Genomic DNA, 15,767 nt, shown 5'->3' on the forward strand with positions numbered 1-15,767 from the left:
CTGATGTCTGCGTTACGCATTAGCCCGCTGGCCGGGCTGCTTTCTGCTGCACTTTTACTGACCGGTTGCTTTAATGAAGCCGATAAAAACACCGAAAACAGCACCGATTCCCGTCTGCGGCTGGCGATGTTGCAACCCCCGCGTTCCGGCCTGACGCCGCTCAGCGACGATGCGTTTAAGCTCTCGCGCTGGAGCACGGCGGAAACGCTGGTGGTGCTCGATAAGCTCGGCGAAGCCCAACCGGCGCTGGCGACAAAATGGCAGCAAACCGGCGAAAATCGCTGGCGTCTCGAGCTGCGCCATGATGTGAAATTCCACGACGGCACGGCGCTGGATCCGGCTGCGGTCGTAAATTCCCTGACCGTTGCCGCCCGTGCAGCACCGAAGCCGCGCATTCTCGACGGCGTTAAGCTCACTGCCGTGGCTGACGGCGAACACGCGGTGATTGTCACCACGGCGCAGCCCGATCCTTTGCTGCCGCAGCGCCTCTCCAGCCCGCAGCTGGCGATTCTGTCGCAAAAAGCCTACAGCGCCAGCGGCGTGGTTGACCCGCGCCACACCGGTTCCGGCCCGTTTGAACTGGTTCAGGTGGACGGCACCAGCAGTGCCAGGCTCGAGCGATTTGACGGCTACTGGGGCGAAAAAGCCAAAGCCAGCGGCATCGACGTCAGTTTTGTGCCGGACGGCACGGCGCGTGGTGCGGCATTACGTACCGGGACAGCGGATATCGTCGAAGCCATCCCGGTTTCTCAGGCACCTTTGCTCGACCAACGCTTAATCCATGAAGTGCCGATGCCGCGCACCAACACGCTGTATCTCAACACGCGGCTCGGCGTGATGAAGGATCCGGCGTTGCGGGCGGCGGTGCGCGAGGCGATCAACCGTGAGCAACTGGTGGATAACGTTTATGAAAAACGCGCGGATGTGGCGCAAGGCCTGCTCGGTCCGGCGTTACCGTGGGCGGCGCAGTTACGCCAGCCGGTCGCTCATCCGGCGGCAGCGCGTAAACCGGCCGGGGAAACCATCACGCTGGCGACCTTCAGCGACCGCGCCGAACTGCCGGAAGTGGCGGTGTATCTGGCGCAACAGCTGACCGCCGCCGGGTTTAGCGTCAAGCAAGTGGTGCGCGAGTATTCGCAAATTGAAACCGATGCGCTGGCGGGTAAATTCGATGCCTTTATTTTATCCCGCGCGACGGTGCTGGATTCCGGCGATCCGGTGGCGTATCTCTACAGCGATTTCTCCTGCAAAGGGTCGTTCAATATCGCGCAACTTTGCCGCCCGGAAATTGATGAAGCGCTGCAACACGCCTCCGCCATTCCCGCCGGAGAAGCGCGCCGTCAGGCAATCATGCTGGCTGAAAATCAGATCCTCGCCACCGACGCCGCCATTCCGATGCTGCATGAGCGCGTGATCCAGGGCGAAGCGGCGGGCGTACGTGATGCGCTGCGTGACCCGCGCGAACGCACGCTGATCAACGCCGCCACCCAGCGCAATTCTCAGGCCGACTGATGAACGAATCGATGTATTGCCGGACCTGCGCGGGCGTCAGCCGGTTGCGCCAGCGCCCGCCGGACACGCTGGTGCCGCTGATTTCACGCCTGCTGACGCTGGCCGCCATTGTGGTGCTGATCGGCCTGCTGCCGTGGCTTTCCGGTACGGATCCGGCGTTGTCATTGCTGCGCGCACGTTCCGGTGAGCAGGAAGCAACGGCCGAAACGCTGAACGCTATCCGGCTGTCGCTCGGGCTAGATCAGGGGCCGTGGCACGCGCTGGCCCACTGGCTCGGCGGTTTGCTGCACGGCGATGCGGGCATTTCGTGGGTTTCAGGATTGCCGGTGTTGCCGGGCATGCTGCGGGCGACCGGTGTTTCGCTGACGTTAATGGCGTCGTCGGCGCTGGTGGCGCTGGTGCTTGCGTTGCTGTTGTGTGCCGGCACGTTACTGCGCGGATTACGCGGCCATACGCCGCGCCCGGCGGGCTTTTTCGCCGCCCTGCTGACCGCACTGCCGGAGTTTTTGCTGGCGTCGCTTTTGCTGATCACCGGCGCTGTCTGGCTGCAATTCTTCCCGCCTTACGGCTGGCTCGGCTGGCAGTACGCGATTTTGCCGTCGCTGGCGCTGGGGCTGCCTGCGGGCGGGTATCTGGGCAGGCTGTATTCCGATGCGCTGGCCGGAACCTTTAGCGAAAGCTGGCTGACCACCTGGAGCGTGCTGGGCATCTCACGTCGCCACACCGCGCTGGCGGTGATCGCCCGTTCGCTGCCGGGCGTTATGCCGCTAACCGGTCTGGTGCTGGTTTCGCTGACCGGCGGCGCCATCGCGGTGGAAAAGGTTTTTGCCATTCCCGGACTCGGGCGCGCCACGCTGGGCGCGGCGGCTGCCGGAGATTTACCGGCCTTGCAGACGGGCGTGCTGATCCTGCTGTTGCTGGCGTCGTTGACAGGAATGCTGGCAGGCGGCGGACGCCGTTTATTGCTGGGCCGTGCGCTGCAACTCGGCGCGGTGCCGGTTCCGGCGCAGACGGCTCAGCCGGAAAAACAGCGGGCGTGGATCCCGCTGCTGTGTCTGGGAATACTGCTGATGATGGTGCTCGCCGGTTTGCCACGTGACCCGCTGACGTCGGAATACCTGCGCTTACAACCGCCGTCGCTGGCGCTGCCTTTCGGGGCCGATGCGATGGGACGCGACCTGCTCGCCCGTGTCGCGCACGGCACGCTCAACACCTGTTTGCAGGCGCTGGCAGTGTCGCTGATTTGTCTCGCCGCCGGTCTGCTGATGGGTGCATTTCCCCGCGCGATGACCGGACCGATTGAAGTCACCAATGCGCTGCCGCCGGTGATTGCCGGATTAGTTGTCGCCGCCGTCAATGGCCCGACCGCCACCGGCGCGGCGATTGCCGTCACCGCCGTAAGCTGGGCACCGCTCGCGGCGCATACCGCTGCGCTGGTCAGCGAAATTCAGGCACGCCCGTACATGAAAATGCTGCCAGTCGTCGGCGTGGGCGCCATCCGCCGCACGGTGTTTTACGTACTGCCCGCGCTGTGTGGCCCGCTGCTGCGCCACGCGATGTTACGCTTACCGGGGATCGCGCTGGCGCTGGCGTCTCTCGGATTCCTCGGGCTGGGCGCACCGCCGCCGGTGCCGGAATGGGGGCGCGTGCTGGCGGAAGGTATGCCGTATATCGAGCGCGCGTGGTGGAGCGTTTTCGCCCCTGCCGCCGCACTGGCCGTGCTTTCCGTCATGGCCGTCACGCTCAGCGGTTTGCGGTGGAAAAAGCGTGCCACCGCACACTGAGCGTTATCTGAATCATTCGTTTCGCGCTAAGCTGTCGGCCTGAGTTTTTACCGGATGAATGGAAATGGAAGCGCGTAAACCGCTGGACGGAATGGCTACCAGCGTGATGGTAGGATTGTGTGTGATTTGGGGCGTGCAGCAGGTTGCGATCAAAAGCGCGGCGGCGGATATCACGCCGTTGTTGCAGGTCGCGCTGCGTTCGGGGATCGCCGGGCTGGCGGTGCTGATTCTGATGCTGGTGCGCCAGCGGAAAATCCCGTTCAGCCGTGAAACCCTGCGCCCCGGTTTGCTGGTCGGCCTGCTGTTTTCCATCGAATTTATGTTTGTCGCCGAAGGATTACGCTTCACCACAGCGGCGCACATGGCAGTGTTTCTGTATACCGCACCGATTTTTGCCGCGCTGGGGCTGCATTTTCTGGTGCCGGAAGAACGGCTGAGCGCGCTGCAATGGTCGGGCGTCGGTATCACGTTTATCGGCGTGATTGTGGCATTTTTGTTTGGCGGGCATACCGCCACCGCGCCACAGGCCAGCAATATGCTGCTCGGGGATTTCTTCGGCCTGCTGGCCGGCATGTTCTGGGGCATGACCACACTCGTCGTTCGCCGCAGTAAATTATCGTCTGGCAGCGCAACGATGACGTTGTTCTATCAGCTGGCAGGCGCGTTCGTGCTGCTCGGCGGGCTTGCATGGGTGACCGGACAAACGCATTTCCGCCTCAGCCCGGTTTCCGTCAGCAGCATGGTATTTCAGACCGTGGTCGTGACGTTTGGCAGCTATCTGGCGTGGTTCAGTCTGATGCGTCGTTATCAGGCGTCGCGTCTGGGGATCCTCTCGTTTATGACGCCGGTTTTCGGCATTATTGCGGGGGTGGTATTTTTGCATGAACCGCTGAAAATCAACTTTATCGCCGGTGCGTTGCTGATCCTGCTGGGAATACTGACGGTGAGTGCCGAAGGAATGTTGGGCCAATGGATAGCAAAAAAGCGTCTGGGGAAATTGCGTTAATGCCTGATTACAAAGAAAATTAATACTGTTCATTAAGCACGCGGCACGAAGGAGCTACTCTGCAACCGGTCCCCGCGGTTACAAAAAAATGGAGTTTACGCGCCCTTTGCCCTTCAAAGAGCGAACCGGACGGGATGATTAACGGGGTGTGCCTGAGCTGAAAAAACAGCCCGGTATGAATGAATCCAACCCGCAAATTCAGGGCACCATTCTGTTCAGGGAAAATGACCTAAACCAGCCGCAGGCGCTCAGCTTTCTGAAAAGCCGCCGGGGCCACGCGGGCTGAGGCAACAGGAACGCGACCGGTCAGGCGGTCGCTTTTTCAAAATCTTCTTTTGTCAGACGCATCGACGTAATCGGCATACCGTAAAAATCTGTGGTCGGGCCTGTAATGACGCCGCCCAGATCCGTGATGATTTTTACCGTAGAATCCCGGGCATCGAGCAGGACTTTATCCGTTTTCGCCAGCATTTCCGCGAGGGATACCCGCGCCAGCTGCTTACCGATGCCCATGCCGCGATAACCCGGATTTACCGCAAATCGTCCCCAGTGCCAGTGATTATTTTCATGCCAGCCGGCCACGGTGCCCAGAACATATTCCCCCGAGCGGACTATCCAGCATTGACTTTTCAGGTGCGGAGGCAATGAAATCAGCTCTGCGGGAATATTCTGTTCCTGCGCAAAGGTCTCAGATAACAGTTTCGTCACTTCAGGCTGGTAATTACTGCGCATTATTTCAATTTGTATTCTTTGCGGATGACGCGCGGCATTACGCCGGAAAGCATTCATTCTCAGCGCCCGTAATCCGTTAATGACCGCCTGCGCATCCTGCAATTCCATCTGATTATCAATAAATGAAAATTCATTATCCGCGGCATCATCTGCTGTCGCTAAACTCTGCGCCCCCGCCACCGTCAGCTGAAAATTTTTCTGCCGTTTGTCTTTGATGCCAGAGACCGGTTCAACGTAATTTTTCCCAACCAGCACGCTCAGCGTCCGGCTCAGCGACGCCTTATCCATGCTCAGTTGCAGGCACAACTCAGCAAAAGACGTCACGCCATTCTTTGACAGATAGGTCAGCAGATGCGCCTGCGTGAGGGATAGACCCGAGCGAAAACAGTTTTTATCCAGCAGCCCGAGCTCCCTGACCAGATAGCGGAGCTCGGTGCGAATGGTATGAATGGCCGACATCATTAACCCTGATAGTTGATAGTATCAATGATAATGAGTGAGCCGGCGTCTTTTTGTCAAACTCAGATCAGGATTTTCTTTCCCATTGATCAAAAGCACTCCGCTCAGTTCCTGCGGCAGAAAACGCCTTATTTACTCAGGGAGCAAATCCATGAGACTTCTCACGCCCAGTTTAGAAAGACCATTTTTCCGGTGAGAATAAATGGTCTTTATCGATATTTTCATCACACTTTTAATCGATCTCACCGATATCCCTTTCAGCGTATACAGCAATATCACCCGCTCGCGCTCAGTGATTTTGTCGAACATGCTGTGACGATGTTTTATTTCATCAAGGTTTATCATCGTTAAAATATCGACGGCGGTTGCATTGCTTTTTATCACGGCTGACGGCAGATAGTGATATAAAGCCCGGTTGGTTTTATTTTCTGTTACCAATAATTTCGCCAGGAAATTTTTCAGATACAGTAAAACCATCAGATTAAGGGACAGGCATTCAGAGGCAATAATAAAAACATCCTCACTTCCCGGAACCTTACCCTTTAAAAATGAGAAAATATTGTCCGAGTGAAGGTGTATATATTCATCCCCGATGCGCTGGCGCATAATGCTTTTCAGTCCGGTGAAGAAAAAAACATCATCCGTAATAATATAAATACACATGGTCCCCTCTTAATCATCCCTGGGAAATAGTTATCCGACAGTGCCGGACCGTAAATGAATGCGGTTAACTTTTCATTCAGAATTAGCGGCGCTTTTTCACTTTAACTGCCTGCGCCGGATCACTCATCACGCGCACATCAACAAAATACTCTTTGCCCAGGATCTTGCCGTTGCCCAGCCATTCCACGCCACGATAGGTTAATACCGGGCCCTGCGGGGTCTGGCTCAGTTCGTGACCCACGCTGTCGGTAACGTCATAACTTTTGGCGTCAATGCTGACTGGCGTAAAAACCTGCTGGCCGGACAGGTAGATATCCCTGACCGACTGTAAATATTGCGGGGCATAACTTGCGACAATACGCACCACGCTATTTTGCTGGTCTGCCCAGCTCAGATTATTCCCTTTGCTGAGGTTACCGGCGATCACCGCATACATTTGCGCGGTGGCCTGCGAAATAGCCATCCTCAGACGCATCTCCTGTGCAAATTTCTCAGGATTCAGTGTGATCTTTTCTTTATTTTTATCTTGCCCGTCTTTTACCACATCAAATAAGACGCTGTTATTCACCGGGGTGAAAAGTGAAGTGGCAATAAATGCCGCGCAGGCGGTGCTTTGCATGGCGACATTTTTATTCACTAACAATGAAAGCGCACTGCCTGATGCGGGTATATTTTCCACTTCAACGTTATTTTGCTTCAGGACGTCATTGACCTGTTGCTGGTTTTTGGTGCCGCGCGCCAGATCACACACCAGTTGCATGACCGCATCGTTGCGCTGCCCTTTTACCGTCGGCGTGGCAGCGATTAAAGCATCCGTGATAAGGCTGTAAGCCGGGACACTGATGGATTTCACATTCAGGTCTGCCGGTGCCGAAATAGCCTGACAACTGATCAGACCGATAAGACCGCCCAGGGCGGTCCTGATGAAAGTGGAAGATATACGCATGGCAATGGGCTCTTAGCGGGCGTTAACGACGTCAACCACCATCCGGCGGTTTGGCGCCAGACAATCGATAACCGTCGGGGATTTGCTGCCGTCACACCGGACGCGCGGTTCACTGTCGCCTAAACCGCGGGTGACGATATGGCTTGCAGGAATGCCTCCGGCCACCAGCAACTGTTTGACCGAGTCTGCGCGGGCCTGAGACAGGCGCAGGTTGTCTGCCGGTTTACCGATACGGTCGGTATAAGCGGAGACCACCACGTTGCGGTCGCCAGGATCGGCGGCTTTCAGCCCTTGCGCCATCTTCTGCACCTGAGAAACGCCTGCCGGGCTCAGCGAAGCACTGCCAAATGCGAACAGGCTTTCTGCGGTGAATTCCTGATGCGCGACCGAAGCCGGTAACGCAGGTACTGCTTTTTTCGCATTCAGCAGGGACAGACAGTTTTCCGGCAGGATGTAGAAGCTCTGCGCTTTCATATGGCTGTCGAATAACACTTTGTACTGACAGGTCAGCACGCTGTTATCGGCTTTGGTGAAGTGGAATATGTAGTTCCACTCTTTCACACGGAATGTGCCTTCATAAAAGTGCGGCGTACCGATCAGCTCATACAGCTGTGCTTTGGTATCCCCTTTGCGAACCTGCTTCAGGTTATCGATATTGACGAAACTGCCTTCGGTTCTCACGGCAGATGCCATGTCCGGGAAGACCGGTTTGTCCGTCATGCCCTGTGAGTCGACGTTGCTGACCGAATGTGTGCAACCGGCAAGTAGCAACACACCGCCCATTACCGCTGCCAGACCCGCTTGTTTTTTGTTCATTTACATCATCCTGTTACTGCAAAATGGGTGGAATTCCCCCGGCTTCATGCCGGGGGCATAACGCTGTAGATCAATAATGTGCCGGGATTACCACTGGTAACCCACGCCGACGGCGGCACCCGCATCACCCTGACTGTTGGTGGTCCCGGACAGTTTGGCTACCCACTTACCGTTATCGGAGATAGCAGACACGCCCAGCGCAACCGCTGACTGGTTCTGGTAAGTGCCCCCGCCCATGCTGACCATGCTGGCGCCCGGCGCATAAGGTTGTGGCAGACTCGCCATCGCCATCGCACCCGCAATACCGGCACTCAGCTTGTCTTTGTTGCCATCAACCAGATTTTTCAGGTCACCGAATTTGTTATCGGTGTACTGATTGGCATCAGCAATGCCTGATTTCAGCTGGTTAACGTTCACGGCGTCGGTTCCGCTGGTGCCTGCTGCAACGTTCGTCACCTGACGTTCATTACCCGCAGAGCCCACCGACACGCTGTTCGCCCGGTCAGCCACTGAGTTCGCACCCAGGGCCACAGCGTTAGTCGCGGAAGCGACGGAGTTAGCACCCAGCGCCACGCTGTTATCACCCGATGCCACGGCACCCGCGCCACCGGCGGTTGAATCTTTACCGGTTGGTTTTGGCTTAGGCAGATTGCTGGTGTTGTTGACCTGGAACATACCGTCGGTGCCGTTGGAGATGTTCGTCACCTGAGTTGACACCACTTCCAGCTGTGCATAGTTCACCGCATCGCTGTCCTGAGTACCGGCCGCCACATTAGTGATCGTGGTTGGCCCGCCGCCCAGCGTGATCTTGTTGTAGTTGGTGGTCCCGTCTGTATTGACGTCATATTTGACTGATCGCTGGTCAATATTGGTGATGTCGCTGTTGATGTTGTTCACCGCATCCGCGACGGCATACAGCTGGGAACCGTTCACCGCATCGGTGCTGGTGGCCGTGACCTGACCCGCCGCGACGTTGGTGATCGTACGTTCTGCACCGGCACCGCCGACGCTGACCGTACCCACAGGAGCAGAACCCGCGAAGGCGTAATTTTTGCCCTGAAGGGTGATCCCGCTGGTGCCGACGGCAGCCTGCGTTTTCGCCCCATCGCCCAGCGCCACGCTGCTTGCTGTGGAGGCGTCTGCGCCGTTACCGATAGCGATAGCATTCATCGCGCTGGCGGTGGCACTCTGACCAATTGCCACGGCGTCAGCGCCCGTTGCGGCAGAATCCGCGCCGGAAGAGTTTGCGTGGAAGTATTTGGTCCCGTTGCTGTAAACGTTATTGATGTTGTTGTTGGTTTCCGTCAGCTGAGAGAAGTTAACCGCATCACTCGGTGCAGAACCGTCTGCCACGTTGGTGATTTTCGTGCCGCCGGTATGCGTTGTGCTGTTGTAGGTATCCCCGCCCATCGTGACGCTGTTGTAATTCACCGTGCCGTCAACGTGGGTGTCATATTTCACCGCATGGTTATCCAGATCGGTGAAGCTGATATCCAGACTGTCGATAGCCTGATTGGTGGCAAACAATTGTGAACCGTTCACGCCGTCGGTGCTGTCTGCACTCAGACGACCCGCCGCCACGTTAGTCAGCGTACGTTCGGCGCCTTTGCTGCCGATGCTGACCGTACCCACCGGTGCGGCACCTGCGAAGGCATAATCGTTACCGCGAATAGTGGTGCCTGCCGTGCCGACAGCGGCGAGTGTGGTCGCGCCGTCGCCCAGCGCAACGCTGCGTGCCACATCCGCCACCGCACCCATACCGATCGCCACTGCATCAATGCCCGTCGCGGAAGAATCCGTACCGGTTGAGTTGGCGTGGAAGTACTTTGTGCCGGTGGCATAGATGTTGTTAACCTGGTCACCCAGATTGGTCACATTGTTGTTGGTGGTGGTCAGCTGAGAGAAGTTCACCGCGTCGCTTGGGTCAGACCCGTCTGCCACGTTGGTGATTTTCGTGCCGCCGGTGTGCGTACTGTTGTCGTAGGTATCGCCGCCCAGCGTGATGCTGTTGTAGTTCACCGTGCCGTCGACATATTTGTCGTATTTCACCGTGCCTGCATCCAGATTGGTCACGCTGCTGGTCACGGTATTGAGCGCCGTATTGGTGGCGAACAACTGTGAACCGTTCACGCCGTCGGTGCTGTCTGCGCTCAGGCGGCCGGCTGCCAGATTGGTCAGCGTACGTTCTGAACCTGCACTACCCATACTGACCGTGCCCACCGGCGCCGTGCCGGCAAACGCGTAATCAACACCAAGGAGTTTGGTGCCTGCCGTGCCGACAGCGGCCAGCGTGGTCGCGCCGTCGCCCAGCGCAACGCTGCGTGCCACATCCGCCACCGCACCCATACCGATCGCCACTGCATCAATGCCCGTCGCGGAAGAATCCGTACCGGTTGAGTTGGCATGGAAGTACTTCGTGCCGGTGGCATAGATGTTGTTAACCTGGTCACCCAGATTGGTCACGTTGTTGTTGGTGGTGGTCAGCTGCGAGAAGTTCACCGCGTCGCTTGGGTCAGACCCGTCTGCCACGTTGGTGATTTTCGTGCCGCCGGTGTGCGTACTGTTGTCGTAGGTATCGCCGCCCAGCGTGATGCTGTTGTAGTTCACCGTGCCATCGACATATTTGTCGTATTTCACCGTGCCTGCATCCAGATTGGTCACGCTGCTGGTCACGGTATTGAGCGCCATATTGGTGGCGAACAACTGTGAACCGTTCACGCCGTCGGTGCTGTCTGCGCTCAGGCGTCCGGCTGCCAGATTGGTCAGCGTACGTTCTGAACCTGCACTACCCATACTGACCGTACCTACCGGCGCCGTGCCGGCAAACGCGTAATCAACACCAAGGAGTTTGGTGCCTGCCGTGCCGACAGCGGCGAGTGTGGTCGCGCCGTCACCCAGCGCAACGCTGCGTGCCACATCCGCCACCGCACCCATACCGATCGCCACTGCATCAATGCCCGTCGCGGAAGAATCCGTGCCGGTTGAATTGGCGTGGAAGTACTTCGTGCCGGTGGCATAGATGTTGTTAACCTGGTCACCCAGATTGGTCACGTTGTTGTTGGTGGTGGTCAGCTGCGAGAAGTTCACCACGTCGCTTGGGTCAGACCCGTCTGCCACGTTGGTGATTTTCGTGCCGCCGGTGTGTGTGGTGGTGTTGTACGTGGTGCCACCCAGGGTGACGTTGTTGTAGTTAACCGTGCCGTCCGGGTTGGTGTCGTAATGCACGCTGCTGTCAGAGACAGACTGAAGCTGACGTACGTTGACAGCATCGGTGGCTTGTGTGCCGCCAGCGACATTCGTTATCTGACGCTCCGCACCGGCCGCACCCACTGATACAGCACCCTGAGTTGAAGCTACTGCCGTTTTGCTGAAGAGCTCTTTCGCGCCATTCATACCGGTACGATCAGCGATCGCGCCAGCACCAAGTGCTACGCCATAATTAGCGATCGCTTGTGAATTACGACCAATAGAAGAGGTAGACAACCCAGAAGCCACTGCATTATAACCCACAGCAACAGCCCCGGTGGTGGTGACAGTGCCCGCTTTCGCGCCACTTCCTATGGCCACACTCTGGTTATAAGTTTTGGAATTGGCCCCAATAGCAAGTGCATCATCAGCTATCGTGCTTGAGTGATCCCCCATAGCAATTGAATTCACGCCATGAGCTGTAGATGAACTCCCTATGGCAATAGAACCGGTGTCGAGGAACCCGACCAATGCTTTATTACCTAACGCGATGGCATTTGTGGAGTTCACGTTGGCGCCATTACCAATGGCGATTGCGCTATCCGCGCTGTCAAGAGGACTTGTATTTGTTGCCTGAGCACCTTGCCCCATCGCAATAGATGACGAGCTGCTGGCGACAGAACCCATACCGATCGCCACCGCATCAGCCCCCGTCGCAGACGAATCCGTCCCTGTCGAGTTGGCGTGGAAGTATTTCGTGCCGGTGGCATAGATGTTGTTGATGTTGTTATTGGTCGTGGTCAGCTGCGAGAAGTTCACCGCGTCGCTCGGATTTGACCCGTCCGCCACGTTGGTGATTTTCGTCCCGCCGGTGTGCGTGGTGCTGTTATACGTCGTGCCACCCAGCGTCATGCTGTTGTAGTTGACCGTGCCGTCGCCGTTCTTGTCGTACTGCACGGATTCGTCAGCAAGAGATTTCAGTTGTGAGACGTTGACCGCATCAGTCAGCGCAGCACCTGCCGCCAGATTGGTAATCCGGCGTTCGCTTCCGGCGGAACCAATCGAGACTTCCCCGGAGGCACTCCCTTTCATATCAGCGGCATTAGCGCCTTTAGGCACGTAGGCAGCCTGTCCGAGATTCGCGGTTGTGGTAGTTGCGTACCCGATGGCAACGCTGTTATTAGCACTGGCGGTCGCAGAAGTACCCAGAGCGACGGAAGTCACGCCGGTAGCTGAAGCCCTGGTGCCTAACGCCATTGCACCACTCCCCGAAACTAAGGAAGCCGCCCCCAAGGCAATCGCTGAATTACCAGTGACACTAGCGGCTCCGCCAATCGCAATACTCGACATCCCCGTTGTATTGGCAGAATCACCAATCACGACCTGTCTGGCATTGACTGGATTTGACGTGTAGTTTGCCGAAGATTGGTTGCCGATAACAACGCTGTTACCTGCTGCCGTTGCCGATGCGCCATTACCCATGGCAATCGCGTTGGCCGATGTGGCATCTGCAACCGCGTTTACCCCCACGGCAATTGCATCTGCACCCAGCGCTTTAGAATCCGTCCCGGTCGAGTTAGCGTGGAAGTATTTCGTGCCGGTGGCATAGATGTTGTTGATGTTGTTATTGGTCGTGGTCAGCTGCGAGAAGTTCACCGCGTCGCTTGGGTCAGACCCGTCCGCCACGTTGGTGATTTTCGTCCCGCCGGTATGCGTGGTGCTGTTGTACGTCGTGCCACCCAGGGTGACGTTGTTGTAGTTAACCGTGCCGTCCGGGTTGGTGTCGTAATGCACGCTGCCGTCAGAAACAGATTGAAGCTGACGCACGTTGACGGCATCCGTCGCTTGCGTACCACCGGCAACGTTAGTGATCTGGCGTTCTGAGCCCGCATTACCCACGGAAACCGCACCCTGAGTTGAAGCCACCGCCGTATTGCTGAACTTCTCTTTTGCACCGCTCATCCCGACACGGCTGGCAACCGCGGACTGACCCAGCGCCACGCTCCCCGCAACGGAGGCGACGGCGTTATTGCCGACTGCCATTGCATTCGCAGCAGAAGCGGCAGAAGACGCACCGACGGCAAACGCTGCTGCACCGCTGGCGTTAGCGTTATACCCTACTGCGGTAGACGTCCCGCCGGTCGCCGAGCTGCCGTTACCTAAAGCCGTATCGTTGGTGACCGTTGCAGAACCACTCACCCCGGCGACAGCGTTGCCGCCCATTGCCAGAGATCCGCTGTTGTACGCCTGCACGTTATTACCGATAGCGACGCCGGACTGGCCCTGCGCAGAGGCAGACTGACCAATCGCGGTAGACTGATTCCCGGCGGCATTGACGCCAGCGGAGTAGGCATGCCCCCCGATAGCAATCGCATCTGTACCTGTTGCAGACGCACTGTCACCAATCGCAGTCTGGGAACCCGCGCCGGTGGCCACGGCTTTGGTGCCGATCGCAATCGGAGAGCTACCCGCCGCTGACGTTGAGGTCGCCGTGGCACGCTGGCCGATAGCAATACCCTGAGTTATCCCGCCTGCGGCGTTATTCGCCGTGGCATAAGCGCCGATAGCCACAGGCGCATTAGAACCATTCGCCCCCGGAGTTACAGAGCCCACGGCGGTCGCGTTACCGCCAATAGCGACAGCGCCTTCCGCTCCCAGTGCAGGGTTAACCGGATTTGAGTTAGCCACCGCACCATAACCCATTGCCACATCACGCCCGTTCACGGCCTGAGAAGTGGCCCCGAAGCTCAGGGAGTAATTCCCTGCGGAGCTGGCACTGTTACCTAAAGCAAGGGAGCCGGTACCCACTGAAGAGGCCAGATTGCCCATTGCCAGTGAGGAGTCACCCGTTGCCGTGGTATTCGACCCCATCGCCAGTGAGTTGGCGCCTGCGGAGTTGGCATACCAGCCAATTGCCGTACCGGTGGCACCGGTCACGGTAGAACCGCCACCAATCGCCGTGGTATGGTCCGGAACGGCTTTCGCCATATCACCAATCGCCACAGAACTGTAGCCATTTACGACCGCACTACGACCAATAGCCGTGGCGTTGGTATTCGTCGCCGTCGCATTAGAACCAAAGGCGATCGCGCCATCATCAGACGCCGCAGATAACGAGCCGATAGCCATCGCACCGTTGCCCCCGCTGGCTTTTGCCCCCTGACCAATTGCGATGCCATTCACAATCGTGGCACTGGCCGAATGGCCAAGTGCCACGCTGTCTGCTCCGGTTGCCGTGGCTGACTGACCAATCGCCGTGGCTGAAGAACCGGTGGCTGACGCGGTAGGTCCGATTGCCGTTGCGTTGCCTGACGCCGTGGCAGCGCCACCGTTGATTGAGGTGTTACTTGCAATGTTGTTATCTAATGCGGCACTGCTGGTGCCCGCGCCTGCCACCCAGGCGTCAGCCGGGAAGGCGATAAGTGCTGCGGCCACAAAGCCAGACAACCCACCCACGCGTTTTGCGATACGCAGGGAGCTGCTGCCTTTTCCTCTTGCTCCCGCAAATTCACCCGCAACAACCCAGGCTTTATGTGTAGAGCTCCATACTAAACGGTATATCTTGTTCATCTATATTCTCCTCCTGGCTCCATGCCAGGATTAAGTTAAAGCTTGTGGTTTGTGGCCAGCAGGGTTGCTGTGGCCTTATCGATCAAAGGTTTTTCCAGTGAGGTGCGGTTCAAAGCGTTCTTTTCGCGCTCGTATAATTTCTGAGCGGCGTTATTGTTGTGTGCGACGTACTGCAAATATCCGCCGGTGAAGAAAGTGGCTTCGGTGACTGCGTCCCCTTTTGCAAGCGGGCTGGTTTCAGGCATCGATTTCACGGCAGAGAAAATGGCGTCCGGACTGCCTTTACCGGCATACAATCTGGCAATCGCCTGATAGCGTGGATAAGTGAAGTGGTATTTCGCCGTGTCTTTGGTCAGCTGCTTTTGTAATGCGGTAGAAGACCCTGTCCAGGTGCGGGCGGTCAGCCATAACTGCCACAGGCTGGCGTATTGGGCTTCCTGCGTATTCTTGCCGTCGGCGAGATGGCGAAATGCCGTTTTTGATTCGTCGAACCGGTTAAGAACGGCCAGATTGATGGCTGAAGGCGTCGCAACCTGACCGGCGAATTCAGTACCCAGCAGCAGGTCATAGCCCTGACGGGCTGCCTGCGGATTGCCATTCAGATCATTGGCTACCGCGTCATTAAAAACAGTTGAATAAGCCAAATGGCGGGCCGCAGGATCCCCGGCGACCTCTGTCTGCTCATGCACGCCGGTTTTCACCTGCGTATCGGCAGCGGCAACCTGGCTGAACGTCAATAACGAACTCAGCATCAGCAAAGGCAATAATGCTGAGGTGGAAATAGCGCGGGCCGCAGATATAAGCGGATTACGCAAATAAATTCCGTATGTCATATTTTTCATAAAAAACTCACAGTAGATGAATGGGTAATTCAACTTTTATTTAAAAATCATTAAGCAGGTAACCGCGGCTTGCAAAAAAAGCGCCGATACTAATATTCAGACGTAGAGCGGCCCTCAGCCGTTATATAAAATATAAGGCATTTATCTAAGATGTTATTAATGCTGCCAATATGTTACACAAGCAAAGATGAATACTCCTCTGCTCTGATGATTCATGTATATTAATTTCGTAGAAAATTAATTTAAATATT

At 57.0% G+C, this 15,767-nt stretch carries 9 protein-coding genes and 1 pseudogene; 4 read left to right on the forward strand and 6 right to left on the reverse strand.

Annotated features, from left to right (window positions below):
• Window positions 1-3 precede the first annotated feature (3 nt).
• The 4 genes and pseudogenes from J1782_RS09500 to J1782_RS26365 all read left to right on the forward strand — a co-directional run.
• Window positions 4-1,512: an ABC transporter substrate-binding protein gene (locus J1782_RS09500; RefSeq protein ID WP_217153021.1), complete on the forward strand. Its 1,509-nt coding sequence runs from the start codon at window positions 4-6 to the stop codon at window positions 1,510-1,512.
• The gene (locus J1782_RS09505; protein ID WP_217153022.1) at window positions 1,512-3,296 is read left to right on the forward strand and encodes an ABC transporter permease subunit; all 1,785 of its coding nucleotides are present in this window, start codon (window positions 1,512-1,514) and stop codon (window positions 3,294-3,296) included. The genes J1782_RS09500 and J1782_RS09505 overlap by 1 nt, the downstream gene beginning before the upstream one ends.
• Window positions 3,297-3,360: 64 nt before the next feature.
• Window positions 3,361-4,302, forward strand: a complete 942-nt coding sequence (locus J1782_RS09510; protein WP_217153023.1) for a DMT family transporter — start codon at window positions 3,361-3,363, stop codon at window positions 4,300-4,302.
• A gap of 110 nt (window positions 4,303-4,412) precedes the next feature.
• Window positions 4,413-4,588 (forward strand): annotated as a pseudogene (locus J1782_RS26365) (glycoside hydrolase family 10 protein); the annotation flags it as partial.
• Between the two features lie 20 nt (window positions 4,589-4,608).
• Here the strand turns inward: J1782_RS26365 and J1782_RS09515 are convergent.
• The 6 genes from J1782_RS09515 to J1782_RS09540 form a co-directional block, all read right to left on the reverse strand.
• Entirely contained in the window at window positions 4,609-5,493 is an 885-nt protein-coding gene (locus J1782_RS09515; RefSeq protein ID WP_217153024.1) for a GNAT family N-acetyltransferase, read from the reverse strand.
• Between the two features lie 132 nt (window positions 5,494-5,625).
• Window positions 5,626-6,099, reverse strand: a complete 474-nt coding sequence (locus J1782_RS09520; RefSeq protein ID WP_217153025.1) for a helix-turn-helix transcriptional regulator — start codon at window positions 6,097-6,099, stop codon at window positions 5,626-5,628.
• A 139-nt stretch (window positions 6,100-6,238) separates the two neighbouring features.
• On the reverse strand, window positions 6,239-7,102 hold the full coding sequence (locus J1782_RS09525) for a hypothetical protein (protein ID WP_152326637.1): 864 nt from the start codon (window positions 7,100-7,102) through the stop codon (window positions 6,239-6,241).
• Window positions 7,103-7,114: 12 nt separating this feature from the next.
• On the reverse strand, window positions 7,115-7,918 hold the full coding sequence (locus J1782_RS09530; RefSeq protein WP_217153026.1) for an OmpA family protein: 804 nt from the start codon (window positions 7,916-7,918) through the stop codon (window positions 7,115-7,117).
• 87 nt (window positions 7,919-8,005) lie between these two features.
• Window positions 8,006-14,674 (reverse strand): YadA-like family protein, encoded by a 6,669-nt coding sequence (locus J1782_RS09535; protein ID WP_217153027.1) that lies wholly within the window; start codon window positions 14,672-14,674, stop codon window positions 8,006-8,008.
• Between the two features lie 35 nt (window positions 14,675-14,709).
• On the reverse strand, window positions 14,710-15,516 hold the full coding sequence (locus J1782_RS09540) for a hypothetical protein (protein WP_217153028.1): 807 nt from the start codon (window positions 15,514-15,516) through the stop codon (window positions 14,710-14,712).
• Window positions 15,517-15,767: the final 251 nt, after the last annotated feature.

Origin of the sequence: Rahnella sp. BCC 1045, assembly GCF_019049615.1 — a bacterium.
Taxonomy (GTDB): Bacteria; Pseudomonadota; Gammaproteobacteria; order Enterobacterales; family Enterobacteriaceae; genus Rahnella; species Rahnella contaminans.